The 25,539-nt window shown below is 48.1% G+C and carries 17 protein-coding genes and 1 riboswitch; of the genes, 14 read left to right on the top strand and 3 right to left on the bottom strand.

The window, feature by feature from the left end:
• The first annotated feature begins 20 nt into the window (after positions 1-20).
• The 6 genes from prsR to CDH47_RS13875 all read left to right on the top strand — a co-directional run bounded on the left by prsR (position 21) and on the right by CDH47_RS13875 (position 9,455).
• Positions 21-1,394, top strand: coding sequence for a PEP-CTERM-box response regulator transcription factor (prsR, locus tag CDH47_RS13900; protein ID WP_100640511.1), 1,374 nt, complete (start codon positions 21-23; stop codon positions 1,392-1,394).
• Positions 1,395-1,445: 51 nt separating this feature from the next.
• Complete coding sequence (locus tag CDH47_RS13895; protein WP_100640510.1) at positions 1,446-4,082, top strand: tetratricopeptide repeat protein; 2,637 nt, start codon at positions 1,446-1,448, stop codon at positions 4,080-4,082.
• A 191-nt stretch (positions 4,083-4,273) separates the two neighbouring features.
• Positions 4,274-4,358: riboswitch (cyclic di-GMP riboswitch) on the top strand.
• A gap of 35 nt (positions 4,359-4,393) precedes the next feature.
• Positions 4,394-5,146, top strand: a complete 753-nt coding sequence (locus tag CDH47_RS13890) for a DUF4114 domain-containing protein (protein ID WP_100640509.1) — start codon at positions 4,394-4,396, stop codon at positions 5,144-5,146.
• 119 nt (positions 5,147-5,265) lie between these two features.
• Complete coding sequence (locus CDH47_RS13885) at positions 5,266-6,690, top strand: exosortase/archaeosortase family protein (protein ID WP_100640508.1); 1,425 nt, start codon at positions 5,266-5,268, stop codon at positions 6,688-6,690.
• Positions 6,691-6,968: 278 nt separating this feature from the next.
• Positions 6,969-8,591 (top strand): FAD-binding oxidoreductase, encoded by a 1,623-nt coding sequence (locus CDH47_RS13880; protein WP_100640507.1) that lies wholly within the window; start codon positions 6,969-6,971, stop codon positions 8,589-8,591.
• A gap of 60 nt (positions 8,592-8,651) precedes the next feature.
• A complete protein-coding gene (locus CDH47_RS13875; protein WP_239985796.1) occupies positions 8,652-9,455 on the top strand; it encodes a PEP-CTERM/exosortase system-associated acyltransferase in 804 nt (267 codons plus the stop codon).
• 88 nt (positions 9,456-9,543) lie between these two features.
• Here the strand turns inward: CDH47_RS13875 and CDH47_RS13870 are convergent, their stop codons facing one another.
• Entirely contained in the window at positions 9,544-10,347 is an 804-nt protein-coding gene (locus CDH47_RS13870) for a THxN family PEP-CTERM protein (RefSeq protein WP_100640505.1), read from the bottom strand.
• A gap of 338 nt (positions 10,348-10,685) precedes the next feature.
• On the opposite strand from CDH47_RS13870, the gene CDH47_RS13865 reads away from it, so the two are divergent.
• The 7 genes from CDH47_RS13865 to CDH47_RS13835 all read left to right on the top strand — a co-directional run bounded on the left by CDH47_RS13865 (position 10,686) and on the right by CDH47_RS13835 (position 20,805).
• Positions 10,686-12,314, top strand: coding sequence for a lipopolysaccharide biosynthesis protein (locus CDH47_RS13865; RefSeq protein ID WP_239985794.1), 1,629 nt, complete (start codon positions 10,686-10,688; stop codon positions 12,312-12,314).
• Positions 12,315-12,402: 88 nt separating this feature from the next.
• The gene (locus CDH47_RS13860) at positions 12,403-13,155 is read left to right on the top strand and encodes an adenine nucleotide alpha hydrolase family protein (RefSeq protein WP_100640503.1); all 753 of its coding nucleotides are present in this window, start codon (positions 12,403-12,405) and stop codon (positions 13,153-13,155) included.
• A gap of 427 nt (positions 13,156-13,582) precedes the next feature.
• Positions 13,583-16,171, top strand: coding sequence for an RIFT barrel domain-containing protein (locus CDH47_RS13855; RefSeq protein ID WP_100640502.1), 2,589 nt, complete (start codon positions 13,583-13,585; stop codon positions 16,169-16,171).
• A 2-nt stretch (positions 16,172-16,173) separates the two neighbouring features.
• Positions 16,174-16,767, top strand: coding sequence for an acyltransferase (locus tag CDH47_RS13850; RefSeq protein WP_100640501.1), 594 nt, complete (start codon positions 16,174-16,176; stop codon positions 16,765-16,767).
• A 3-nt stretch (positions 16,768-16,770) separates the two neighbouring features.
• Positions 16,771-18,504 carry an asparagine synthetase B family protein gene (locus CDH47_RS13845; protein WP_100640500.1) on the top strand — a complete coding sequence of 578 codons (1,734 nt, stop codon included), beginning with the start codon at positions 16,771-16,773 and terminating at the stop codon, positions 18,502-18,504.
• Complete coding sequence (locus tag CDH47_RS13840; protein ID WP_100640499.1) at positions 18,491-19,849, top strand: phenylacetate--CoA ligase family protein; 1,359 nt, start codon at positions 18,491-18,493, stop codon at positions 19,847-19,849. The genes CDH47_RS13845 and CDH47_RS13840 overlap by 14 nt, the downstream gene beginning before the upstream one ends.
• Positions 19,846-20,805 carry a glycosyltransferase family 2 protein gene (locus CDH47_RS13835; protein WP_100640498.1) on the top strand — a complete coding sequence of 320 codons (960 nt, stop codon included), beginning with the start codon at positions 19,846-19,848 and terminating at the stop codon, positions 20,803-20,805. The genes CDH47_RS13840 and CDH47_RS13835 overlap by 4 nt, the downstream gene beginning before the upstream one ends.
• Positions 20,806-21,066: 261 nt before the next feature.
• Here CDH47_RS13835 and CDH47_RS13830 read toward each other — a convergent pair whose 3' ends face one another.
• A complete protein-coding gene (locus CDH47_RS13830; RefSeq protein ID WP_100640497.1) occupies positions 21,067-22,275 on the bottom strand; it encodes a hypothetical protein in 1,209 nt (402 codons plus the stop codon).
• Between the two features lie 1,006 nt (positions 22,276-23,281).
• Between CDH47_RS13830 and CDH47_RS13820 the strand changes: the two genes are divergently transcribed.
• On the top strand, positions 23,282-24,190 hold the full coding sequence (locus CDH47_RS13820; RefSeq protein ID WP_100640495.1) for a phosphotransferase: 909 nt from the start codon (positions 23,282-23,284) through the stop codon (positions 24,188-24,190).
• A 20-nt stretch (positions 24,191-24,210) separates the two neighbouring features.
• On the opposite strand, the gene CDH47_RS13815 is transcribed toward CDH47_RS13820, so the two are convergent.
• Positions 24,211-25,365, bottom strand: a complete 1,155-nt coding sequence (locus CDH47_RS13815) for a glycosyltransferase family 4 protein (protein ID WP_161494492.1) — start codon at positions 25,363-25,365, stop codon at positions 24,211-24,213.
• Positions 25,366-25,539: the final 174 nt, after the last annotated feature.

The following is a 25,539-nucleotide window of genomic DNA, read 5'->3' as shown; positions in this document are numbered from 1 at the left end:
ACAAAGGAATTGTTACCGTTGTGACTAGACGACTGCTAATTGTAGAGGACGATCCAGGACTTCAAAGCCAGATGCGCTGGTGTTTCAGTGATGACCTGGAGGTAACGGTTGCTTCAGACAGAGAAGCCGCACTTGCTGCGCTCCGTCGCGAAGAACCCGATGTGGTAACGCTGGACCTCGGGCTCCCACCAGATCCCGGCGGAGCAACCGAAGGCTTTGCACTCCTGGAAGAAATTCTCCGCCTTGCACCCTTAACCAAGGTGATTGTAGTAACCGGTCGGGAAGACAAAGAAAACGCCGTAAAGGCCATAGGCATGGGTGCATCCGACTTCTATCAGAAACCTCTGGATGCCGATATTCTCACGTTTGTGGTTAACAGAGCCTTCCGCCTTGCCGAACTGGAGCGGGAAAACAACGATCTCGCACACGCGAACAATGGCACCAACATCAAAGGCATCATCGCAGCAAGCCCACAAATGATGACGGTGTGCCGCACTCTCGAAAAAGTGGCACCTACGGATGTAACAACCCTCATCATCGGTGAAACCGGCACAGGCAAAGAAGTGCTCGCCCGGGCGATACACGACCTCAGCTCCCGAGCCAGCGGTGTGTTTGCAGCTATCAACTGTGCCGCTATCCCCGAAAACCTTCTGGAAAGCGAACTCTTCGGCTTTGAAAAAGGCGCATTTACCGGCGCCACACAAGCCAAAAAAGGCAAAATTGAAAGCGCCAACGGCGGCACCCTCTTCCTGGATGAAATTGGCGACATGCCAATGGCACTGCAAGCGAAACTCTTGCGCTTCCTGCAGGAGCGGGTTGTGGACAGAGTTGGCTCAGTGAAGCCCATTCCCGTGGATGTGCGGGTAGTGTGCGCCACACACCAAAAGCTTGCCCAACTTATTGAAAACGGCAGTTTTCGTGAGGATTTGTACTACCGAATCAGCGAAATCACCCTCGACGTTCCCGCGGTACGAGAGCGGGAGGGCGACGCCCTGGTTATTGCACAATCGTTGCTGAAAACACTTGGCAAACAGATGGACAGGCACAACCTTACTTTTTCCGAAGATGCCGTGAATGCCATTAACAGCTACTCCTGGCCCGGCAACGTGCGAGAAATGATCAACAAAGTGAAACGCGCCACCATCATGGCAGACGGCAAACGGATAACCAGCGAAGACCTTGAGCTGCCCGGGTGCGAGCCAGCCGGCGTAAGCCACCTCAACCTTCGACAGGTCCGGGAGCAAGCCGAAAGCAAAGCCATCCTGCAAGCGCTTCAGTCCAGCGACTTCAACATGACTCAGGCCTCCCGGTTATTGGGCGTTACCCGCCCCACCCTCTACAACCTGACCGATAAATACAAAATCGACACATCAGCGGCAGCCCCCGAAGCTTGAATCAGTACCCGGGCTCGCGATGGCAGCGTACAGTGCAAGGAGCAGTTCTAAATGATCACAAGCCATACAAAAAAGAAGACACTTCCCGGGCTGATTCTGGCAAGCAGCCTGATTCTTGCCTTTCCGCTGCTCACAGGTTGCAACGGTGGCCCAGACACCTCGGAGGCGCTTTCACACATCACCCGTGCCGAAACCTACTCCGCGCAAGGCCAATACCGCTCAGCCCTGCTTGAAGTCAGGAATGCCATCCAGAAAGATCCGAATAACGTGGAGCACGTCAAGCATCTGGCAGAACTGTACCTGCAGGTAGGCGCATCCAAACAAGCCACGGAACTACTCGAACCCTGGGTGAACGAGCAACCTGAAGCCGTGGCGCTTACCCTGGCACGCGCCTATGTAGAACAGGGCAAGCACCTCTCGGCAACGGAAACACTCGCCCTACAAACACCAAAGACTCCGGAAGAGCAACTGGAAGCGTCACTGATCCGCGCAGAAGCACTGCGTAAATCCGGTGAGCGAGCAGAGGCCTTGGCACTTTATGAAAGCCTCTCCACCAGTAATTCTTCCAATACAGAGGCGATTACCGGCCTTCTGCAAACCCAGCTGAACCTCGACAGAAATGCACAAGCCATACAAACTGCCGACACATGGCTCGCTGCAAATCAGCAGGCACCGGAAGTTCTCTACTGGAAAGGCGTTGCTCAATATCGGCAAAATCAGCTGGAAGAGGCCTCAGCTACCCTGACAGATGCTGTGGGCGAACTTCCTACTTCCGATCTTTTCCTGCCCATACGACGCATGGTTCTGTCCACGCTCGCCCGAGTGCTTACAGAACAAGGCAAGATAACCGAAGCCCAGATATATAGCCGGATACTGGCGGAAAACCGGGACACTTCAGCTCGTGAGCAAGGTGAAGCTGTCATCGCTGCGTTGAAAGAAGGCGATTTCGAAAATGCAAAAACCATCCTGCGCGACACCCTGAAGCTGGACCCGGAAAATGAGCAAGCAGCCATGCTACTGGGTGCAATCTCCGCAGGCACTGGTGAGCTGGATGAAGGCGCTCAGTTACTTACTGAAAACCTCGACCCGGAAACAACACCCACCCAGTTCATAAGAGCTGCCACAATGGCTCAAATTGATACTGGCGAACGAGAAGCTGCACTGAAAACCCTGGATCGAGCCATAGAAGCCCGCCCTAACGATAACGAGCTTCTGGCGATGCACGGCATCCTTGCACTCAGCCTTCCAGACCGAGAAAAGGATGGCCTTGCCAGCCTCAGCAAAGCCATCAGCAATGAACCCGAGCGAGTGCGCCTCAGGCTGGCATTGGCGAGATACTACCTGCAAAGCGATCAGCCAGAACAGGCTCTCGGCCAGCTGCGGATGGCCTTCACTGTCAACCCAGCCGACTGGGCTACTACCAGCACCTATTTGAACCTTCTGATTCAGCAGGGTGAGAACAAGGAAGCCGGCGAGATTCGCGACTCCCTGATCAATGGATACGGTGACCAGCCCCAAGCTGTCTTGCTGGCAAGCCTTGCAGATACGCAGCTTGGGAACCCGGATAAAGCAACAACACGGCTAGAGAAACTTGTTAAAGAAAAACCGGACCTGCGAGCTCCAAAAGTCGCGCTTGCCAGCCTCTATGCGCAGACAGGTCAGCGAGAGCGCGCCATTGACTTGTTGGTAGCCGCCGCCACCATCACGCCAGATGTCATCCGCCCTTTGCAACAAGCTGGGCAGATCTATATGCAGGATCACAATATAGCTGAAGCAAAGACCTGGCTTAGCGAAATTGCTGACAAACACCCTGAATTAAAGCAGAACACCGATGCGCTCCGTGCATTGATTGCGATAACACAGAGCGAACTGGCAGAGGCCAGATCGTTGCTCACACAGTGGCAAGACTCAGAATCACCCGTTATCAAACGTGCCTATGGCCGGCTTTTGCTCGCAGAAGCCCAGATGGCTGTGAATAACAAAGAGTGGAGCGTTGCTCGCGCAAAAGCCGCCGAAGCCATCGCTCTTGAGCCGAAAAACCTGGTATTTGCATTAGTACCGGTTGCTATCGCACAGGCAGAAGGGCAATTGGAAGAAGCGTTCCTGGCGCTGGATGCCGTTGAAGAGAATCATGGCGAAGCCACAGCAACCATCATGTCCCGGACAAAACTGCTAACCCAACAGAAAGGCACAAAAGAAGCCTACAACTACCTTCTGGAGAAATGGCAGTCCACAAAAAACGTACAACTGATGTCGTCTTTGCTTGTGCTAGCAAGGCAGGAAGCTCCGGGTTCCTTGGGAAGCCTGACAGAAGAATGGATTAACCAAACCCCGAATAACCTTGCAGCACACCTGGCAAGAGCAGAATGGCTAATGACCGATGGCAAGGATGCGGAAGCGGCAAGCCACTATGACATAGTTGTTAAACAGCAGCCCAACAATGTTGGCGCACTGAACAATTTGGCCTGGCTGACCCGCAAAGACAACTCAGCCCGCGCTTTGGAATTATCACAACGTGCCAGCAAACTGGCACCAAATAGTGCTGCTGTACTGGATACCTATGGCTGGATCCTCCACCTCAACGGCGAGCATGCAGAGGCGAAAACAGTTATAGAGAAGGCTCTTGCTCTTGCGCCAAATAATGAAGAAATAGCAGAGCATCTGGAGACGGTGAAAAAGGCACTGTAAAGAAAGCCAACGCCAAACCGAGCGAGTTTTACAGACAAAGGCCTGAGGTGTAAAGACTTCAGGCCTTTTTTCATAAAGGTGTCAACTTCCTTTACAGAACACCTCAAAACACCCTCACCCTTACCATGCAAATCAGCATGTTACAGTCCTGGCACACTAACTGCATATAATAACCCGCAAGATCGGCAGTCCCGGTCGTTTGCCAAACCATTCGAGAGGGTGGGACGGAAAGCCAAGGATCTCGAGTCGCAAAAATGAGACAGCCTGGTTGCAAGCAAACGGAATTCGAAGTAGTCAACCGGAGAACAAAGATGAAGATTAAATTAATTGCTGCATCAATAGCGCTGGCTAGCTTTGCCTTTAACGCGCAAGCCGTGCCTGTGAATGTTGACGGGCCCGAAAGATCACTGCAAGACATCATCGAACAGGATGTGATCGCACCGGGATACACAACCAGCCTGGACGTAAACAAGCACCAAGCAACACCCTCTGACCTTTGGATCAATAGCGACTCTAGCATGTCTCCGATTCGCTATATCGCCTCAATCGCCGATTTCTCCGGCGATACCAGCTTTGGCATCTATGATCCGAACAATGTAGGTAACACATACACCATTTTTGATGGTGCTTCGGCTTCTGCCGGTTCAGGGGCAACATTTGGTCTGGATGCAAACGGTGATGTTTACTCATCCTTTGATACCTTCACCGGCATCACCTTCAGCAGCACCACATTCGGTTTCTTTATCGACGTGGACGGCACCAAAATTTACTCCCAGAATTACTTGAACCCGACAAGTACTCTGGAAGATCAGCAGCACATGGTTGCCTACCAAGGCCAGGGAGACAAAATTGATCTTCCGGGATTTGGCGGCGTAACAACCTGGACGGAAGGTGGCTGGCTGCTAGCATGGGAAGACACACTCGCTGAGGGCTCCGACCATGACTTTAACGATTTAGTTATATTCATAGAATCAGCAATTCCAGTACCTGAGCCAGGTACTCTGGCCCTTCTCGGCCTCGGCCTTGCAAGCCTTGGCGCAGCTCGCCGTCGTCAGAAAGCCTGATCTCGGTTGAGTAGTAGAAAAAGCCAGCTTCGGCTGGCTTTTTTGTTTTTCAATTTGAGTTTTATGTAAACGTCATACACAGTATCCTTGCGTGTGACTAGCAGTTTGGCGGACAAGCGATGTTAAGGAAAACACTAGACAACCTACCTCTCTCCAGACCTTATCTGGTGGTTACAGCGATCGCCGTCCTTATTTTTTACCCCACCTGGATCAGGCTGGCGGAAGCCTGGCTTGAGTTTGAACAGGTTCTGGCGCACGGTCTTGCCACTGCCCTGATTTTCCTAGGCCTGTTGTTGATCCATCCTCCCGGCCATAACGAACCTCAAACAACGCTTAAACCCTACCATCTTGCAGGCGCAGCTCTATTAATAGCCACAACGCTGATCTGGGGTGTACTCGAACTGGTTCGTATCGATACCCTCGCCTACCTGTTGCTGCCCGCCGGGCTAATCGCGACGGCCTGGGCGTTACTGGGGCTCCCACGAACACTGGCATTCCTCCCTTACGCACTACTTTTGTCACTTTCGCTGCCCATTTGGGCAGACATGGTTCCTGGCCTCGTGGAGCTTGCAAGCATAGTGGTTGGCACTTGGGTGGGATGGTTCGGGATGACTGCCCTCATAGAAGGCAACAGCATCACCCTGCCCTATGGTCGCCTTCTCATTGCCGACGGCTGCTCCGGCATCCGATATTTCGCGATTGCCATATTGCTGGCAATGATGACATCCATCCTGAACGACTACCGTTGGCGCGACTGGCTCATCACCCTGTTGGCTGCCATCACCCTGGCCCTCATCGCTAACTGGGTGCGCATAACGATTTTGGTCGTGGTGGCCTACGAAACCGATATGCAAAGCGACTTGCTAACGGATCACGAAACCATGGGCTGGATTGTCTTTGGCGCCTTTATCATGCCAGCGCTGTACTTTTCGCCAGTTCGCAAACGCACCACAAAGCCAAACTCGCCTGCCGGTGGCGGCATCCGCTACAAAAAGGGGATCTTTGCCATTATAGCGGCAATCGTTCTTGGCCCGATTGCACTCCTATTTGCTCAAAGCACAGCCAGCCAGAAACCGGAATGGATTATTGACCTTCCGCAGTTCAGGCAAACCCAGGCTGACAAACTGCCACTGCCCATTTCCCTCCCCAGTGTTCTGAAAGAGCAGATCTGGCAATCAGACAACACCTGGGTATCCATCGCCCAAAGCCAGAAACAAAGCGCAGATGACAAGCTTGTTCCCTATCTACCTAGACTATTCGACAACTCGATCTGGCACGTTGAAAAACAACTCCAACCTGGCGTCAGTGTTTATCGAAACATTCTCACCAGAGACAAAGTGCTGGTAACGCAATGGTACAAGGTGGGCTCGCAAAGAAGCTGGAGTTACCGCAATGCCAAACTCCTCCAGGTTCCGGCCGCGCTTACAGGTGAAACGCGATTTGCACTGGTTACCATACAAGCATCTTGCGGCTCACGAGACTGCACCAACTTACTTACTCAAATTCAAAACACAGCGTCGTTAGTTGATAGCCAAACACAATAACAATTCAAAACTTGATTAACCAAACCCTTACAAAAAGGTTAAAAACCGACCAATTTAACATTATTTAACAAATATACACTTCATATCGTTTCTCTAATTCTGCCCCAACCATCTGTTTGCAAGCATGTTCTTCTGCAAAAGTAGCTTTCAAGCGGCTACTGACGCGACATGTTTTGTCAACCCCTCCTCCTCTATAATTTTTGACGCGTGACGTTCATCACGTTAACCACCTTTAGTCAAGCCCTTATCAAGCCACCGATAAACCTTGGGAAACGCCTGTGGATAGCACCTCTACCGAGTCCGCAATTGCCGAATGGATCAGCATCTTGGGTGAACCCGGTGTCATCGCGGCTAAACCAGCAGAGTTTGGCGCCTCCACAATCGGAACCAAGCGCTCTATTCCGGCAGTACTTCGCCCGGAGAACCAAGACCAGGTCGCTGCGATTCTGCAGATCGCACAACGATGGCAGGTTGCCGTCTACCCTGTGAGTACGGGCAACAACTGGGGCTATGGCAGCGCCAACCCGGTTGAAGATGGCTGTGTTATTTTGGATCTTAGCCGGATGAACCGCATTTCCGGCTTTGATCCAGAGATGGGCGTTGTTACCGTTGAGCCAGGTGTAACACAAGGTGCCCTGAGGGAATTTCTGGATCAGCAAGAAGGCCATTATCTTGTTCCAGTGACCGGCGCGGGGCCCACCTGCAGCATACTTGGTAACGCCCTTGAGCGGGGTTATGGCATCACCCCTATCACTGACCATTTTGCGGCAGTTACCAAGATAGAAGCGATTCTGCCCGATGGCAGTCATTACCGAACTCCGCTCAGCGAGCTTGGCGGTGCAGAAGTAGACGGGCTTTTCAAATGGGGCCTTGGCCCCTATATAGACGGGCTTTTCAGCCAGGGGAATTTTGGCGTGGTGGTGAACATCACCCTCGCCCTTGCGCCAGCGCCCGAAACAGTCACCGCATTTTTCTTCTCCACAAAAGACGACGCCAAGCTGGAAGCCCTGGTGCCCAAAGTAAGAGAGGTGTTGCGAACGCTCGGCGGCTCGGTGGTGGCAATTAACCTGCTCAACAGTCAGCGCATGCTCTCAATGATGGCGCCCTTCCCTGAAGACAAGGCCGTTGATGGCGTGCTGCCTGATCACGAAGTTGCACGCCTCGCCAACCGCCATAGCGTGCCGGCCTGGAGCGGCGTTGGCGCCATTTACGCGTCAAAGGAGGTAGCCAGAGCGGCCCGGCGCACGCTACGACGGCTTCTCGGCCCAGTAACCGACCGCCTCATCTTCATCGACCAACGAAAAGTTGAAACCGCCCGAAAAATTGCCCATGTATTGCCCGGCAAACTGGGCACACGGATCAAGGGCATGGCAGACACACTTGCAGGTGCGCTGGAAATCATGCACGGCACCCCGAACGACGTCGCGCTGGCCCTTGCATACTGGCGCTCTGGCACTTTGCCCGAGCCCGGACAGCCCAAAAATCCGGCGCGGGATGGCTGCGGTCTCATCTGGTTTGCACCACTGGTACCCATACGGGGAACGGACGTTCGCCGCTACATCAACATGGTTGAAAGAATTTGCCCGCAGTACGGTGTAAACCCGCTAATTACACTGACCACAATAAACGACCGCTGCTTCGACTCAACCGTTCCCCTGCTCTTTGATCGTAAAAGCGCAGATGGCACGGCGAAGGCCAACGAGTGTTATCGCGCCCTGTACGAGGCGGGGCAAAAAGAGGGTTTCCTACCCTACCGCCTCAACATCGACGCTATGGACATCCTCACTTCCAGTGGAGCCAACTGCTCCAGGCTTGCCAGCCAACTGAAAGCGGCTGTCGACCCTAATTTCATACTGGCCCCCGGGCGTTACGTGCCCAAGCTAAATCAATCCGAGGTTTGAGGGCTGTAACCTCGATATACCGGCATAACAGCTCCCTGAATGGGAAGGAAGAGGATCAGAATGCAAGCAAGCCAACAAACTTTTGAAGACGTTAGCACCATCTTCAACTCGGTATTTAATGTTCAGCTGGCGAACTCTCCTGAGGCCATCAACGAAGTCTTTGCTGTTCGCTATCAGGTTTACTGCATCGACCGGCCTTTTGAAGATCCAAACTGCTTCGCCGACAAGCGCGAACACGATGAATACGACATGCGTTCTGCACATGCTCTGATCCGACACCGGATGACTAGTGACAGCGTTGCTACAGTACGTCTTGTTACCGCCGGCGATAACCCGGAACAAGCCAGCTTTCCCATGGAAGCCCCCTGCCTTCACCGAATGAGCCAGCAAGCACAGGATGCATTTGCAAGCGCACGCCGTGATCAGATCGCAGAGATATCCCGAATGGCAGTCAGCCGGGAATTTCGCCGCCGCCTCAACGAAGAAAAGTCAGTCTCCGGCATCAGCGAACCCGCCTACTACAGCGATTCCGAAAACGGCAAACGGGCCATGCCCTATATTAGCCTGGGGCTATTCGCCGCTATTCTGCAAATGTCTGTTAAGCATGGCATAACCCACTGGATGGCCGTCATGGAGCCAGCCCAACTGCGCCTGCTCAAACGATTTGGTGTGGAGTTCGATCATGTAGGCCCCATCATGGAATATCACGGCCGCCGCCGCCCGGCGTTCACCGAAGCAGCATCACTCATTGAGGGAATAAGGAAGCGCCGACCGGATGTCTGGTCGCTGATTACTGATGGGGGGCGATACTTGCCTGCCAAACCTCACCATGGCTACAAGACTAACGTCAGGCGGGTTGCCTGATTAATTTTCACTCCTTCAACAAAAAGCCTCCGCGTTTAAGCGGAGGCTTTTTGCTGTGCTAAGTAATAACTATTACCTAGTAAACTGCTTATTTGGCAGATTTTCTTCTGCGAGTTAACCCCAGCCCAGCCAAGCCCATGCCCAGCAGTGCCAAAGTACCCGGCTCGGGCACAATTGCAGCAGCGCTGATACTGAATTTGGTTTGGAACGTGTTGAGCGCGTCTTCTTGAGTTACCAAGCCAACACAATTCGCGGGCGCATCAGCTGCATCACACAAAGCAGGGGCCAAGGTTGTCAAACCGATCAGCTCCAACATTACGGTGTATGTATAGCCATCGAAATCAAAAGACTGCTCGAAGTCGAAAGCCCCCGGATTTGCTAGTGTGAAAATATCCTGACATGGCGTAGGAGTCCCACCTGCACATGGACCCGCATTAGGCGTTTCGGTAAAGAACGCATTGAAGTCAAGGGGCCCCAATGTCTCAGTCAGATTGGGCGTCGTCTGGGGGTCTGGTTCGAGCGTCAGCGTGGACGTAAGCGTGAAGCTCTTCAATGTGTCATGAGTACCGGCAATAATATTGTTGTCATGCGAAAATACCCCACCATTAATGGCCGGGTTACCGGTTACTAATACCGGAGCACCCGGATCACTGCTGTTGACGTCAGTAATGCCAACCGATGACCGATCGTCAGGATCTGTTCCACCCCACGACAACAGGTTAGAGGTAGTCGATTGGTTTCCGGTTCCCCCTGAGGTGTATACCACACTGGAAAAATTACTATCCACGTCGTAAGTCCAGTTCGAAATAGGCGCTGCGCTTGCAAATTGAACACCCACCGCAAAGGGAACAACGAGCGAGGACAAAAGAGTTCGTTTAAAGATTTTGTTCATTGTTATCTCTCCTTGAATTTGGACGCTGCAGCTTGATTTACGTCAGCGCTACCTACGGGAAGCACCATCCATGCCATATGTAAAAACTCGTTGTCTTTCAACATCGTAAAATACTGTTAAAAATCAATTCGGCTGTTTAGAATTTCAAGTGTAAGTATCTTCGACGCCGGAGCGATGCAAATGGATCGCCTGAGGCGGCATGCGTCTTTTATCGGAATATTTAATGGCACCCATCATAACAAAAGGCTCTGAGCGGGCTGTTTTATAGCTTTTTTAAGACTTAAAAAACACCTGAACAGCCGCCCCAGACTAAAATGCGTAAAATATTCTGACGCCAGATGCGCAAGGGCGTCTTTTGGGTTGAGCTAAGGTTTTATGTAAACGATATAAGCAGTATCCTGCAGACTTCGTACTCAGCTCAGCGGGCCACCAATGTTAAGGAAAACATTAAACAATTTAGCTCCCTCCAGGTCTTACCGCATCAATACCCTAGGCGCGGAACTTCAATTAGCCAAACAATGACGACGAGCTTACGAGTTCTCAAAAGCGCCAGCCTTTTGCTCGGCATGCAACTCGTTCAGCGAGGCCTTGGCATTATCAGCACTCTGATACTGGCCCGCTTGCTATTGCCCGAACATTTCGGCGTTGTGGCTCTCGTCATCATTGCTTTGCAATTCTTTGAGCTTTTGGTTGAGATAGGAAACCGGCAGTACATCATTCAAAAAACCGAAGTAACCGAAGCCGACCTCAACACAGCCTGGAGTATGGACATCGCTATTAAGTCCACGATGTTCGTGTTGATTCTATTGCTTGGGCCCTTTCTGGCAGACTTCTTTGAAACGCCGGAGCTCACAACAGCATTAGCCGTCTCAGCAATCACACTGCCGCTCAGGGCGCTAAAAAACCCAGGCATCATGCTGTTAGCCCGGGAAATCAATTACCGCCCAATATTTCAGCTTACACTTTGGCAAAAGGGCCTCTCATTCATTGTCGTTATCGCCTGGGCCTTCACAAGCCCCAGCCACTGGGCAATCATATCGGGCACTGTGGTTTCTGGATTGGTGTTTACCATTGGATCCTACCGCGTTCATAACTTCCGCCCGCGTTGGACCCTCGTTCACTTTCGCCAACAATGGCAATTTTCACAATGGCTGCTTTTTAGAGGAATCGTCGGATTTACCCGTTCCCAAATCGATAACCTTATGGTCTCTCGCCTTTTCGGAACCGCTCAATTGGGTGGTTATAACTTGGTACGCGAAGTCAGCCTGCTACCAGCATTGTCTGCGATAATCCCCATGAGTGAACCTTTGCTGGCCGCCATCTCCGAGAGCAAAGCGGATCGCCAAGCCCTCGCTTACCGCATACGGTTGAGCCTGGCTCTGATGGTAACTGTTCTAACACCGATAACCGCCTTCATCATGCTGTACCCGGAACTCATAATCCGCGTACTGCTTGGCCCCGACTGGTCGGAATTTGCCCCTTTGCTGGAGCCATTCGGGTTGTTTTTCTTCACTTTCTGCCTTTTTGCACTGATTAGCGACGCCATTATCGCCCAAGGAAAAGTAAAGCTACTTTTCTGGTTCGACGTCATTTCAACCGTAATGATCATTGCTACCCTCTGGCTCACCGCCACAGGAGGCCTGGAAATCATGGCCTGGGTTCGCGGTTGGCTGGCTGTTGCAACTACCATTGCACTGCTGCTTATCCTTGAGCAGCAGACCGGGTTCTCCCTAATCAAGCTTCTCTTCCTGTGCGTTCCAACTCTTGCAGGAACGTCGCTGGCAATTGCCGTGATTCAGTCCTTAGATCTTTCAGGCAGTCATTATCTGGTACAGTTTTTAATGCTTGGTACACTGCACGTTGCAATCGCGGCAATCAGTACTGGAGTTATCGGTTTCTTCCTTCTTAGAGGAACAGAGGAATGGGGTCAGCTTCGCTATTTGGTCATTCAGACCCGTGGAAAATAATAGTCTAAGGCATGCAATTGAACAAACCGACGCCTCGTCAGAAGCTAGTTCGGTAAACGCCAATAGCAATATCGATGGGAGGGGAAAAATGGTCAACTTACTTTGGACTGGAGGCTGGGATTCAACTTTTAGATTATTGCAGCTCGCCCAAGAGGGTGCTGTGATACAACCCCATTACATTCGAGACCCGCATAGAGACTCCCTAAAAAAAGAAATACAGGCGATGAACGAAATTCGTCATAGAGTGAATGAGAGATTTCCAGACTGTTTCATTCGAGATACAAAAATTATTGACCAGTCTGATATTATTGTATGTCAGTATCTTTTTAACGCACATAAGAATTTACTATCAAGAGGTTGGATCGGTTCTCAATATATATATACGTCATCCTATATCCTACAAAATGAAATAAAAACAATGGAGCTTTCGATTGAGCTTCTAAGTGATATCCGGCATAGCGTTATGCCTTGTTTGAAAAATACTGAAATAAATAAGGAAGGGAATCGAGTAATCTCTAAAAATGCGGACAAAGATCTTTTTTGCTTGTTTAGACAATGCTCCTTCCCTGTCCTTGCATTGACGAAGTTAGATATGTATGAGATCGCAAAGGAGTGCGGCATTCTAGATATTTTAAACCTAACCTGGTTCTGTCATCAACCTCTATTTCGTATGCCATGTGGCTCATGCAATCCTTGCATGAGCACTCTGGAAGATGGTCTGAAGTACCGCTTCGGTATCATAGCATTAGCCAGATATAGGATGAAAAAGCTTTTAATTTCTCAACCAAAGATCCATAAAACCTTAAGAAAGATGAAGTATGGAAGCAGTGATTATTCATAGTAACAACGCGCTGGGAAAAATAATTTTATCTACAATTATTTTCGAGCTATCGCACTGTTAATGAGCCCTTTTAAATGACAGACAGCTACCGACCTATAACTTCTGGTTAACCTCATGTTAATCGAAAGTTCCGGACTTCTATTCGGTTTGCAATCAATGAGTATTTACTTAGTAAGTATCAGCACGCTGACCTCTCTGGGAGCCGGAATCTGGCAGAAATGCTGGAACTTGGAATAGTGCACGGTAGAAGCGCTGCGCTCAGCACTTGAGTCATCGGCTTAGCAATCTGGCAAGCTAGGCCAGAGGAAAATGACAGGCGACATAGTTGTCGCCTTGTAAAAGCATGGTTTTTAAAATGTGCCTTTATGTTACCAGACTAACGGATTATCCTATGCATCAAACAGGGAGTTAGGCAGTAGATAGATTTATGGAAAAAAAAATCACCATCCGATTAGAAGAAAAAAATCACGTTAACCGCATCGATGAGCCGGCAGGCCTTAGCGTTCCCTTGCCCAAGGGGGTCGTACAGACAGCCAAGCAGCTTGAACTCATGGATGGCCAGCACCCTGTAACCACTCAGTTTGACCCCCTAGCTCACTGGCCAGACGGAAGCATTCGATGGGTTCATATTAACTTTTTGACTAGCCTAGATCCTGGCAGCGAAAAAAAATTAACGCTTAGTATTCCACAGGGCTCCTCCCCCGCTAGCCCCAAGCCTCTTATTAATCGAACTTCTGACGTCCTTCTGATACAAACATCAACAGGTAGCCTTGACCTCAAATCTGACAACCTAACCTGGCAGGTCAACAATAAAAACGGTACAGGTATTCCATCGACAGTGACGCTGAGCGATGAAACTGGAATGCCCTGCACAGCAAAAGTGGAAACCAACTGGGAAGTTACTCGACAGGGCCCCGTTTTTGTTGCCGCAACTATAAAGGGTCAATGGCTAAGGCAAAACAACGATCCACTCGCGCGGTTTGAGTGTGAACTGCGTATTTTTCTGGAAACCGGCCTGGTCCAAGTTGAATTGACAACCCATAATCCCAAGCGAGCCCGCCACTCCGGCGGCTTGTGGGATTTGGGAGATCCGGGCTCAGTATATTTTCTCGAACTTGCCGTAGAAACAACGTTGCCAGCCAAGAGCCAAGCACGCATAACGGCGCAAGCAATAGACGAAAAACCTAAAACTATTCACCTGCCAGAGTTCAACCTTTATCAAGACTCCAGCGGAGGCGAAAACTGGCAAAGCCGCAACCATATAGACTGCAATGGCGAAGTCACCACCCAATTCTGTGGTTACAAGCTGCTCGATTCAAGCGCGCTTGTGCAGGAAGGTAAACGCGCGAATCCGTTAATTAGTATCGTCAATGATTGCGGGCAACTCGACGTGGCAATCCCCGACTTCTGGCAAAACTTTCCAACGAGTGTCCGTAAAAACGGAAACATGCTCACGATCGGTCTGTTCCCAGAAGATGCTAAAAAGCCCTATGAACTGCAAGGGGGCGAACAGAAAACCCTCCGATTCATGATGACACACAATTCCGACAACAGCCTTGCCACAGCAGCTTATACACCGCTCACACCAGTCATTACACCAGAAAGCTATGAGCATGCTGACGCCTTCCCTTGGTTCAAAGCCAATACTCCCCCTAGCGTGCTCGATGAACTTATAGCTGAAGGGCTAAACGGGACCTCTAACTTTTTTGCGAAAAGAGAGGTTATTGACGAATTTGGTTGGCGCAATTTTGGCGATATTTTTGCGGATCATGAAATCCTCTATCAGAAGGAGGGGGAGCTTCCCTTCATATCTCACTACAACAATCAATATGATCCGATATACGGGTTCGCGAGGCAGTTTGCCCTAACGGGAGATCAGCGTTGGTTTCGGCTAATGGATGACCTAGCTCGGCATGTGGTAGACATCGATATATATCACACCGAGGAAGATAGAGCGGAATACAACCACGGCCTGTTCTGGCACACAGATCATTATCTCGATGCCTATACCGCAACCCATAGAACGTTTTCTCGTCACAACAGTTCCAGCTCTACCCCTGGACAAACCGGCGGCGGGCCAGCTGAAGAGCATTGCTATTCAACCGGCCTCCTCTACCATCATTACCTCACAGGAAGCCAAAGATCGCGACAGGCCGTTCTTGGGCTTGCCCGCTGGATGACAGCCCTTCATGAAGGCCAAGGAGGGTTTCTTGAGCAAATGCTGGCGATAAAGAAAAGGGAAATTCCAGCATTGAAGAAAAAGATGCGCGGTAAAACTGTTTCAGCCCATAGATACCCCTTTAATCGTGGCACCGGGAATTACCTCAATACGCTCCTGGATGCCTGGATCCTCGATGAGAACGAATCATGGCTTCAGCAGGCAGAAGCGGTTATCAGGAAAACAATTCATCCGCTGGACGTGGTTGAGCACCGGGATTTGCTCGATGTTGAAAACAGGTGGTCCTATCTTGTGCTCCTCGCCGCCCTTTTTCGCTACCTCTATTTGAAACGCCAGGTCAACGGCTATGATGAGCAATATGAGTATACTAAAGCATCGGTGCTCCGTTACACCCACTGGATGCTAAACAACGAACGCCCTTTTATGGAAGATCAGAGTCAACTTGAATTCCCAAATGACACTTGGGTAGCCCAGGATGTGCGAAAAGCGATGCTGATGTTCCAGGCATCTGAACTAGACGATGAAAACGCCGATCAGTATAGAGAGCTCGGCAAGAAGTGGCTGAAAGAACATACGGGAACACTCAAGCACAGCAAAGAGAGCCATTTCTCCAGAATTCTCATTATTCTCATGCAAAATTACGGCCCGCAACTGCTAGAAAATCCGAATTCATTGTCTAACGATGCTACAGCGCCCGCTCATCAGCATTGGACACCCCCGGTTCTTACATGGAAGCTACTCCTGTCTCGCCTTGGTGGGCGTCTACTTCGGGCTCTAGTTACTTTTCGGCCATCCCACGAGAGGCACTGGCTAAACACTCGATTGGATCGACACTGAGCATGCGCCATACATTAAAAAGAACGATCAAAAACCTTTTTCTATTGCTGGCTCTGCCTATCTATGGGCTCTATCTACTTTTCAGTTTACTGGGTAACCCAGTCGGTACATTCCAGACATTCTCTCAAACCCTTAGTCTGGTTCCGGGAAAAATCGGAATTTACCTTCGCGCTGCATTTTATCGGCTTGCTTGCCCGGATACCTCAGACGATATCCTCATTGGCTTCTTAACTGTGTTTTCCCATCGAGATACGTCTATCCACAAAGGCGTGTACATTGGCCCACAGTGTAATATCGGTAAGTGCACGATCGGTGAGAACACTCTCCTAGGGAGTGGTGTGCATATATTGAGCGGTAACCAACAACACAACTTTAGCGATTCACAAACGCCTATCCAGCACCAGGGTGGTAGCTATACAAAAGTTAAAATCGGCGAAGACTGCTGGATTGGAAACAGCGCAGTTGTGATGGCAGGTGTCAGCGACAAATCTATAGTCGCTGCTGGATCTGTTTTAACTCGGCCAATTGAAGAAGTCGGGGCCATTTGGGGCGGGAATCCAGCTGCCAAAATCAGCTCAAGGACTAAGGAAGTGTAAAAGATGTTGAAGCCGAACTCATTTCTCGTAACTGTAGAAACTCAGGATGATCAACAGTCTGAACCTATGGATTCTGGCTCCATAGCCTTACTTCAGGTTGAGGATGCCAATCCTTTCTATATCCGTCATCAGCTAAAAGAATCCGGGGACTTCGAGCTATTCTTCGGTGAAAGAAAAGACACCGAAACCATCGATTATAATGCGCCAGTCAACGGGACATCAGTCACCTACTCTTCCGCAGATAAAAAGCTCATTGTAAGGTCGGATCTGGCTGGCGCTGAGCCTGTTTACTATCGGGTTGGTGACTCCACAATCAAACTATCTAACCGACTGGATAACTTAGTGGAAGACAGTGATCAGCCCGACTGGGACGCAATTCACTGCTATCTTGCATTTGGTTACACGCTAGGAGAAAGCACCTTTTTAAAGGGCATTCAGCAAACACTGCCTAATCAACTCCTAGAGGTAGCCGCCGGTTCCCGGGATCTAGAAAAGCGGATATGCGATGAAACCCTACGAAAACCTAATTCAGAGACACTATTGGCCAATGGTAAAAATTTTGCAAAACTGCTTAGCAGCGTCATGCAAAGCTACCACCCTATGGCCCTAATGATGTCGGCAGGGTGGGATTCCAGAACGCTGCTTGCTCCTAGAAAGTCACCTATAACGACAGCCTATACTCACGGAGATATATCCAGCCGTGAATGCACTATTGCAAAAAAACTATCGGGTACCTTGCGAACGGATCATTATTTTAAAGATGTAAAAGGAATGACAATAGATACAGGCCTACTTGATGACATGCTTGAGCTTCACGGCCACTGCCTCTGGCCAATTTGGCACCTATCTAGCGAGCTCATATCGAAGAAATTTCAGCTACCCATCGCAAGTGGGGTGATAGGTGCCAGGCTAGGGGGCCATAATGGCTTTTCAAGCGTAGGAACCCGCTTCCAGAAAACCTTTAATTCTTTGCACTTGATCAGCCCAAATATAGTTTCAAAAGAAAAAATCATAAGTGATGTAAAGAAGCATGCGACAGCGCCAAAACACTTCTGGTTTACAAGTGAAAAAGGTACTCAAATATTCTGTCAGACGGCCATCAGCTTAACAAATAGCCTACATGACACTCTCGATACCTACCTGGAAGCAACAAACGATTTCTCATTTGCAATTGAGAAATTTAACTATGACCATGTAAGTCGTCAATACATGATGAAGCAGCCAAGCATGGCGAAAGCCTTTCAAGGCTATTACTCCCCTCTCAGCCATCCAGATCTGTTAAAACTGGCCTATAACGTTCCTTTTGAGCAACGGATCCAAAATAGATTAACCAAAAGCGTCATTTCTGAGCTAAACGCTGACCTACTGGAGTTTCCTATGGCTGCGACGCTGGCAAAAGCCAAGCGGCCGATAATTATTCAAGAGCTTTCAAGAATTTTCCGAATAGTTTTTGAAAAGACATTTTTCAAGTTAAAGAAAAATCGTCCTAATCTGGGATGGTTTAACTATGAACACCTTTATGCCAGCAATTTTTTCGAAACCACTATACATTCACTAAAATCGGATATCTGGTCTAAGGATCGAATGCTAAAAAGCATCGCTTCCAATCAAGATAATGGAATCGATGCCGGATCTACAATGGATATGCTCTGTAAAATAAAAACTATAGATCACTATCTATCCACTAAAAAAAGAACCACAGAAAATGGGGATGCAATTCACGATGAAAATCGCTGAAAAACTATACTTTAACTGCCCCCCACTGTTTCAGAACTTTCTGATATCTGCGTATGGGTACAAGCTTTATCAAAAGCGATACACAGGCTTATATCATGATGTGCGTAAAGAAATTGAAGCTGCTAAGGCGTTCAGTGAACTCAAAGAAAAAGAATACCAGGAAGAGCGCTTGCACCAGATGGTGACCTACTGTGCAAACCAGATCCCCTATTACCAAAAACTTTTTGCCGAGCTCAGCCTGCACCCGAACGACATCACAGGGCTTCAAGATCTCAAAAAACTGCCCATCCTATACAAACAGACGCTATTAGAGCAAAGCCATAACTTCCGACCAAAAAATGCACCGAAGCCGTTTATGGTTCAGCATACAAGCGGTAGCACTGGCACTCCGCTCGCACTGGAAGTCGATGAACGAACTTACAAATTGGCTATGGCGTTACTTGTTGATCACGAAGAAACGCATGGCGTTCCTTTTGGCGCTAAACGAGCCACTTTTGCCGGAAGGATGCTCAAGTCCGCCGACGATATGAAGCCACCTTTTTCCCGTTTCAATCGAGCTGAAAACCAGCGACTTTTTTCAAGTTACCACCTTGATGAAAAAACGTTTCCTCACTACCAGAAAGAGCTCGACCAGTTTCAGCCTTTAGAGCTTATTGGCTACCCATCAGCAATCTATGACCTTGCCACTCAGTACCAGAATTCCAATTCAAAGCCGGGATTTCAACCCAAAGCGATCATTACCAATTCCGAGACACTCCTGCAGTGGCAACGGGAGAAAATTGAATCCGTATTTGACTGTCAGGTTTATGATTATTACGGCACAGCTGAATACATAATCTTTGCCGGCCAAGACTCAACAGGAATCTATAAAACCAATCCTCTAATCGGTATAACCGAAGTTGAGACAGAGGCAGGCTCAGTTGATACAGGCAGCCTAATTGCCACTACATTAACAAACAAACAAATGCCATTGCTCAGGTATAATCTTGGCGACACAGCGACATTAGCACACACTGGCTTACCAACAGTCGGCACGCCTGGGCTAAAATCTATTAACGGTCGGGTCGATGATTATATTGAGACAAGCGATGGTCGACTGATTGGGCGCATTGACCATATTTTTAAGGGTGTCGAAGGTATTCAAGAGGCACAGGTTGTTCAAAAACAACCTGGTTCGGCCACTATCAGGCTGGTGAAAAATTCCACAACTGAATTAAATGAAAGCGCCCTCATTTCAAACTGCAAACAACGGCTCGGTGACGACTTTTACGTGACGCTTGAGCAAGTGCAAGAAATCCCTAGAGGACGTAACGGTAAATTTCGCTCGGTGCTTAGAGAAAAATGAAGGACACAACTGAAACAGCCAAATCCTCACCCTACTTTTCTATCGTTATACCTGCCTATAACGAAGAGGAACATATTGGCTCCTGCCTTCAAGCTATTTTCAATGCCGACTACGACAGTAGCCAGTATGAAGTGATTGTTGTGGATAATGGTTCTCAGGATAAGACTTATGAGACAGCAGTTAAGTTCGGTCGGGCAAAGGTGTTTCAGTTGCTGGAAGGGAATGTTGGTGCTGTGCGAAATTACGGCGCCAAAAAGGCTCGAGGAGAGATGCTCGTCTTCCTTGACGCTGATTGCCTTATCGATAACGGGTGGCTGAATAGAGCCGAGAATCTAATTACAGACTACCCTAACTGTGCATATGGAGGCAGCGCCAAACTACCCTGTAATGCAACATGGGTCGAAACATCCTGGCTATTGGAGACCAAAGGGCAACCCACCTTGCCGAAACACCTGATCGGTGCAAGTACGATGCTGTCAAAAGAGCTTTTCCTGAAGTTAAACGGTTTTGACGAGTTGGTATCATCCGGCGAGGATACAGATTTACACCGCCGGCTAGCGTCTAAAAATATACATATTTTTATTAGCAATGCCTTGGATATTACACATCTGGGCAATGCCAAAACCTGCACACAATTCATAAAACGGCAAATTTGGCACTCCGAAAACTATTTAACCAACTTAAAAACTTCCTTAAAAGATCCTGTTTTTCTTATCACTTTAGCTTTTATTTTTTCTTTTTTTACTTTCACCTTTCAAAATCTCTTTCTATCAAGCAAATCTATATTTTTTATTAGCCTATCATCCTGCGCCATTCTTCCCGCTATACTTTCCTGGAAACGAATGTATCGGTCAGGATACTTTACATTCATGCCAAATATATTAGTCAAAATATATGCTCTAGACTTGCTCTATTTAATAGGCAGAAGCATCGGGCTTTTAAAAGGTGTTAGATGATTAAATCTCGGCTTGTTAGATCAAGATAGGCTAAAAAGATAGAAAATGACCTATAAGCAATATGAAATTATATTTGTCTTCACGCTTCAGCGCACACAAAATATAAACACAAACTCGACTCTTACTTAAATACTGCATCTTATGAAAAAAAGTATAGAGCTCTCAAAAGGTTACATATAAATGCCTTTAAACCTGTACGATTAAGCCACAAAATACCTGGGCTCATGCTTGATGAACCCAGTTGATTGGTGCTCTAAAATACTAATCGACAACAATGTTTAACGGTGAATTGGGTGGAACACCACTTTTGGAGTCATCAATCAAGTAGTCTGGTATCTGGGTCGCAGCCTTAATATCGTCGATCGCATACCACTCTTCATGGCGAAGACTGTTGGGGTACTTTTGGAAATTATCATTGCCCCCAATGCCAAAGGTCGTCCATTTCACCATGTCTCGTGATGCTGCAATCCAAGCCACAGTGTTTACTTCCATTGATTTCCTATCGTCAATCCACTGTATAAGCGTGCCATCAAACGCGCCCGGGGCACTGTTCATCTTTACAAAGAACGCAACCTTCGTCCAATTGGTTTCGTCGCCAAAAACCTGATCAATGTCAACAGCCCCTCCGTCAATAAAGCCACCATCTCTTTTATCCTCAAACGCTACGCCACCGTATGGCATCCGAGTAGCTGGATTGTAAGAGGTCGGCAGCGTTTTTTGATAAACTCCGTTAGCATCAATAAAACGCTGCTTGTTTTCAGGCAGTGTGCGATCTCTGCGAGTAAGCAGGCTAATGTTATTCCTAAACCCATAGCCACTCGCGATAGTAGGACGCCCCTCAAACCCCCAGATCATGTTGGGGTTTATGTTGTTAGTGTAATAATCGAATGCGTCGCCGGTTCCATCCCAGTGATAGATTCTGAATAGTTTTGATAGGCCAGTCCCATTCCCCCCATATTGCGTGTCATAGTATGTGGCGACTGACTCGTTGGAAAAATTGATATAGAACTCCACGTATATCTGGTCGAATCCTTCCGAATAATGCTTCATTAGCAGTCCGTCAGAGGAGAACTGACTGGCGCTGCTATCGCGCCAAGACACAAACGACTTCCCAGCCCCGCCCCTTGTCCGGTTCGGGTTGTCTACAGTAGACGAAGAACTGATTTCAATGGTTTCGTGTCGATCGGCATCGCCCCTTGATGGCGCCCACATTGGAGTCTGGCGAACGAAGGACCAGTTGTCCGGAATAGTATGGGTTCCGGAAAACTGCCCAATAGCGACATCCCACCCACCACGTTCAGATGGCGAAAGTGGTAGCCCGCTTTTACCGTTCTGTGGCAGACCACTATTCCACTCTGGCTGGTTGTTAAAGTCCTCTGTAAAGATTACCTCCGCATGGGCGGTCAATGCGCCAAATAGTACAACACCTGCTAGGAGGGCATTAGAAAGTAGCTTGTTACCAAAACACATATTCTATTCCTTCGCTCAACATGAGCAGTGAAGTTTAGTGTGAAACATTGACGAATCTCAGCTTTTGCTTGATGTACAAGATTACTCCTTTCAGAAAGTAAACAAGGGACGCAAAGGCGAGCCAAGAACCCTATATGAATTGAAAGTCGATTCGAGTATATCGCAAGCGTCTTCGAACAATTGGGCTACACTCACAAATTACAGTTAGCGTTACAAAATCCTAACGTTTGTTACAATGCTCAAAAAGTGACAGCTTACGTTATACCGAAACACCAGTGCTTCTGTACCGGGCTCGCTTGCCATTATTATGGTAACATGCCAGAAAAACAGTGTAGACTTCCTAGCGCTTAAGTGACCCAACCTCTGCAATAGGTGAAGAGGTGGAGAACTCGACTCCAATACAAGGCCACTTTTAGCGTCTCTATCAAACTGAAACAATTTGACGCAATACAGGAGAAAAATTGACTACGTCCCCAGAACCCTTGGTTTCTTATGCAGTACTTTCCATTTCCGTGTTTTTTCTAGCCTGAGGTTTTATGCTTTTACACATGGTAAAAGACAAGAGTTTTTATCAGCTTGAAGGCGTGCTGCAGACCCCAATAGTGGAGCTTGAGCATGAAAAACACTATGCCGAGCTCCCAAATGTCAAACACTTGATCAACAACTCTCCTCATTGCTGTATTGTGGTTGCTACCAGCACTGGTTCAAACAAGCTACAGAATTTAAAAAACCTGTACAGATGCATGTCTCTACTGAAACGACTGCGACGGCAGCTCTGCGAAGAGTACCCCTCTCTGGAGACGAACCTAATTGGCATCTATCCATCCCTAGATTACCCTGCCTGTGTATACGAGCTCAACACTAACGCTGCCCGTTACGTGGCAAACAACGTCCTGCCCTATCCTAGTTCTCCATTGATAAGTACAATCAAACACCTGATCAGCAAGCTCCTTGGGACGAACCCTGCGGTTGGTGGATTAGGTCTCACCGTGTATAAGGAGTAATCATGCTATTCATCAACCAATTTCTGTCTGCGGCTGGGCTCACTGAAGATAAGCTAACCAATCCCTCAATTGCTTGTATCAGCACAACCCGGCCAATTTATATGGTGTTCGGAGATGAGTCTGATCACCCAGCGTATGTCATTCGTAAACTTAATGACGACCACGACGTTCACTCCCAGCAAGTGCATAATCGCTTGTATCAACTGGCTGGAAATCAGGTTCCCGAACCCGTTGGGGTTTACGAATATGCCGGGGCCAAATACGACGTACAACGCGGGGTCAGCGGTGCTCCCTGGTTCCAGATCAAATCAAAGGTTCGTACAGCGAAAGCTCGCACTCACCTCGAGAAAAATTTATGGAATTCATTAACAGACTTTCATTCTGCCATTGGCACTGACGCCGCTCACAAATCCAACAATCTGCAGCCGCACGACGAACTTCTCCAAGCTTATGCACTATATCTAGACACGGAACACACAGTGGACGACAAACTTGGGAAGCTCGTTGGCCTTGCTGTTAGTGAACTGTCAGAAATACCCAGTTGCCCCTCGATACCCCAACATGGTGATTTCTGCCTAAATAATTTAATTATCGATACATCCCATATCACTGTGATTGATTTTGAAGATTTCGAGATAACTGCTATGCCATTGTATGATTACTTTACACTGGCGCTATCACTGCCTTCGTGCTCCGAGGACCCATCCCAAGCTATCCATGTTTTAAACGAACCACAAATCGTTACTACAGCTCAGAGCCTAGGGATTGCATCTAATACCATCCGATGGCACTTCCTTCACCACATTTTACTTCGCTTGGGGCCATGGAGTACTGGCGAAAAAAGAGCAGGATATCGCGAGTGGCTGAAAAAAATTCTTGAAAGTTTCATCAAGCTACAACTAAAAATGTAATCAACATATAGTAGTACCTACTAGATTTCTCCCATAATCGCTGTTACCAGTTTCCGCATTGCTTTTTGGATGTCATAATTCAGTTTGAATTTGTCTATATTTTTTAGCCTAGAGGAATCGGCGTTACAAGAATAACCATCCAAGTAACGCTCTATTGCTGCCGCCCAAACTTCAGGCTCACGGGAGGCTATAATTTCACCATTCTTCATTTCACCTATGACCTCAGTACAGTTACCCACATCTGAAGATATAACATCACAACCACATGCCGTTGCTTCAAGTAACGAAAGAGGTGCCGATTCAGAATTACTAGTAATAAGCAAAGTCTGCATTGCAGAGTAAGCAGAAAGCATGTCAAACTGCTTCCCTAAAAAATAAACGTTATCAAGATTTAAAGTTTCAACAAGATTTCTTAAGTTTTCTTCTTCGGGACCCACTCCAATGACACACAAAGCAACCTGATCCTTTTGTTCTCTGCTTAATAAGCTTAATGCGAGAACAGCAATATGGAAAGACTTAATTTCAAATAGGTTGCCTACGCAACCAAATAAATGAAGGCTCGAATTAATGCTGTTTTTAGCACGAAATTCTTCACCTTTATCCTGATCTTGAAACCAGGCCTCAACATCGATTCCATTTTGACAAACGGTTATATTCCTATAAAAAGTATGATGCAATGATTCTATTTTCGCACGCTCGGAAACTGTTATTACTTTACTTGGAATTTTAGCGAAACAGTATCTTACCAACTCATCCTTAAGCCGCCAAAAGCCAAACTTTGGAATAAATCCAACTTTTGGTACAGGTAGGCGTTGTGGAGGTAAAGAATGCTCAATCACAATTACCTCCTTAAAATAAAGTTTCATAAAAAATAGAAATTTTAAATCTACAGAAAAATACGACGGCTTTATTAGAACAACCTTTCTGGATCGATATCTATTAAAAGCCGATCGCCAAACTCTAATATCATCTTGCTTGCTTCGCTGTACTCTTGCATTGATTCTCTCTATTTTTACTAACGAATATTCATCAGGCAAATGGTTATCGAACCCTTCACCACAGTATAAAAAGGCCGAACCCACTCCCGATCTATCAAGATGCTTCAGAAGATCCAGAGTATGCCTCTCGGTCCCACCAAAAGAATCTGACTGATTAATTAATACCAAATCTAACATACTGTGCACCATAAATATTTAGCTATTTTTTACATGCCAAGAAGCGATTAGGCTCTAGGGAGGGTCTGATTAATGCCTGATTTCTCGCTGAATAACTTTATTAGCTCGAAAAAAGCTATTCAAAGGCAATTTAGGCACGCTCAGCCCCTCTACTTGTTCGTTTTTTGCCCGTTT

Source organism: Marinobacter salexigens (genome assembly GCF_002806945.1).
In the GTDB taxonomy this organism is placed as follows: Bacteria; Pseudomonadota; Gammaproteobacteria; order Pseudomonadales; family Oleiphilaceae; genus Marinobacter; species Marinobacter salexigens.
Note: the sequence above shows the minus strand (reverse complement) of the source record. Positions and strands in the feature narration are given on the sequence as shown.